This is a genomic window from bacterium, from assembly GCA_024226335.1.
GTDB lineage: Bacteria > Myxococcota_A > UBA9160 > SZUA-336 > SZUA-336 > JAAELY01.
In genome coordinates this window covers 1-1,771 of record JAAELY010000441.1, presented here as the reverse complement: position 1 = coordinate 1,771, position 1,771 = coordinate 1, and the positions used below count along the sequence as shown (strand labels likewise).

General features: G+C 63.0%; 3 protein-coding genes. All 3 read right to left on the bottom strand.

The features are described from left to right. Positions 1-23: 23 nt before the first annotated feature. Positions 24-188 (bottom strand): hypothetical protein, encoded by a 165-nt coding sequence (locus GY725_21435; GenBank protein MCP4006751.1) that lies wholly within the window; start codon positions 186-188, stop codon positions 24-26. After that, on the bottom strand, positions 185-562 hold the full coding sequence (locus tag GY725_21430) for a hypothetical protein (GenBank protein MCP4006750.1): 378 nt from the start codon (positions 560-562) through the stop codon (positions 185-187). Before GY725_21430 ends, GY725_21435 begins: the two co-directional genes overlap by 4 nt. After that, on the bottom strand, positions 559-1,771 hold a 1,213-nt coding region (locus GY725_21425; protein ID MCP4006749.1), incomplete at its 5' end, for a recombinase family protein. The genes GY725_21430 and GY725_21425, both read right to left, overlap by 4 nt.

Genomic DNA, 1,771 nt, shown 5'->3' with positions numbered 1-1,771 from the left:
TGGCGCGGAGAATCGCCTTCTGCTCAGCGGTCGTCAGCGTTGTCGGGCTGAGTCTTGGCATCGCGGTTCTCCGTTGCATTGACGAGGCGTTCGAGCAGGTCGTTCAGCCGGACGAGTTGCCGAGCGATCTCGGGTAGCGTTTGGTTGTAGTAGGTGTGCCCCATTCGGGTGCGGTAGAAGTCGCTCATCGCTTCACCTCGTTCCAGAGTTCCATCTGTCGCTGCCAGTCGGGCTCGGCCACGATCGGCCGCAGCTGCCGCTCGCTGATCGGGTCGCGGCCCGTGGTAACCAGCGGCAACTCAAGAATCGCCGCCTGGATCTCAGGCGCGAGCAAAAGCAGGTTCGCGATCTGCGTCACGCGGGCGCGAGTCAGGCCCAGTTCCCTGGCGGCTTCGGCCAGGTCGCGAAACTCTCCAGCGCGGATCTTTTCGTCGATCTTGTGGGCCAGAGCCAGCATTCGCGCCACGCGAGGAATGCGGCCTGCGGGCGCACTGTCGCGCCGTGGCGCGGGCTTGTTCCCGAAGTCCACCCTGTGGACCGTCCTGGCGACAGCGGGCGTCACGGCGAAACCTCGGCGGCGAAATCGCCGAACCCCGACAGTCGCCAGGTGATCTGGAGATCGCCGGTCCCGCCGTCGTAGTCGATGCGATCGATCAGTAGTTGCAGCACGCGTTCCCGTTCCGGCGTGAGCAGCACGTTCCAAATCGGATCGAAGGCTTCGAGTGCCCGAGTCAGATCGTCGCGGTCAATGCTCTGGGACTTGAGGTCGCCCAATTCCGTCTTGATCTCAGCCTGTCGATTCCTGATCTGCGCGAGCCGTTTCTGGGTGGCGGTCAGTTCTTCCGCAATTGCTTCGGCGGCAGGCCCATCACACCGGGAGACTGCGGCGACCAGTCGCTCGACGTCAGCCTTCGCCGGGGCCAGATCGTTCTTGAGCCGCCTCGCTTCGAACCTGAGCCCCCGAGCCTTGGCCTTAACCTCAGCGACGGCCTGTTGGAACGTCTGATCCTGGAGTTCATGGTCGGCCCCGATGCGACGGATCTGGTCGACGACGAATGCCTCAACCCTGTCGGCGTTGACCGATTTGGTGGGGCAGGTCGCGTGGCCGTTTTTCTGGGCAGCGCGACAGGTGTAATACCTGTAGAGGCGAGCGCCCTTGCTCGTTGGGGTGGGAACCATCGCGGCGTCGCAGGCCGAGCAGCGGAGCAGGCCGCGCAGCAGGAAGCCGTATCGATTCCGCGCTCCAGCACCGCCGCTCGTGCGATTCTCCGTGAGCAGGCGCTGGACCTGATCGAATAGCTTCTTCGTGACGATCGGATCGTGGTCGCCCTTGAAGGTCTCGTCGCCGAGCTTCTGTCTGCCGATGTAAAGCGGATTTCTGAGTACCGTGCGAACGCTGGCGTTGTTCCATTTCTTTCCACCGCACGGTCGCTTCGTTTTCGCAGTCCACGCCTTCGTTCTCCAGCCACGTCGATTGAGTTCCTGGGAGACGTAAACCAGGGACGGATGCTCGGCGTAGAGATTGAAGGTCGCTTTGACCTGCTCGGCCTCGATCTTGTTGACCACGATGCGTCCACCCTCCGGGACGGTGTCGTAGCCGAGCGGGGGACGCCCGCCGGTCCAACGGCCACGACGGCGAGCAGCCTGGATCTTGTCCCTCGTGCGATCGGCGATGATCAGCCGCTCGAATTCTGCGAAAGAGAGCAGGATATTCATGGTCATCTTGCCAACGGGTGTGCTCGTGTCGAATCGCTGGCTCACGGATACGAAG

What these genes read in the sequence shown, in the direction of transcription:
- GY725_21435 (MCP4006751.1), bottom strand. Translation starts at nt 188, where the DNA reads ATGAGCGACTTCTACCGCACCCGAATGGGGCACACCTACTACAACCAA.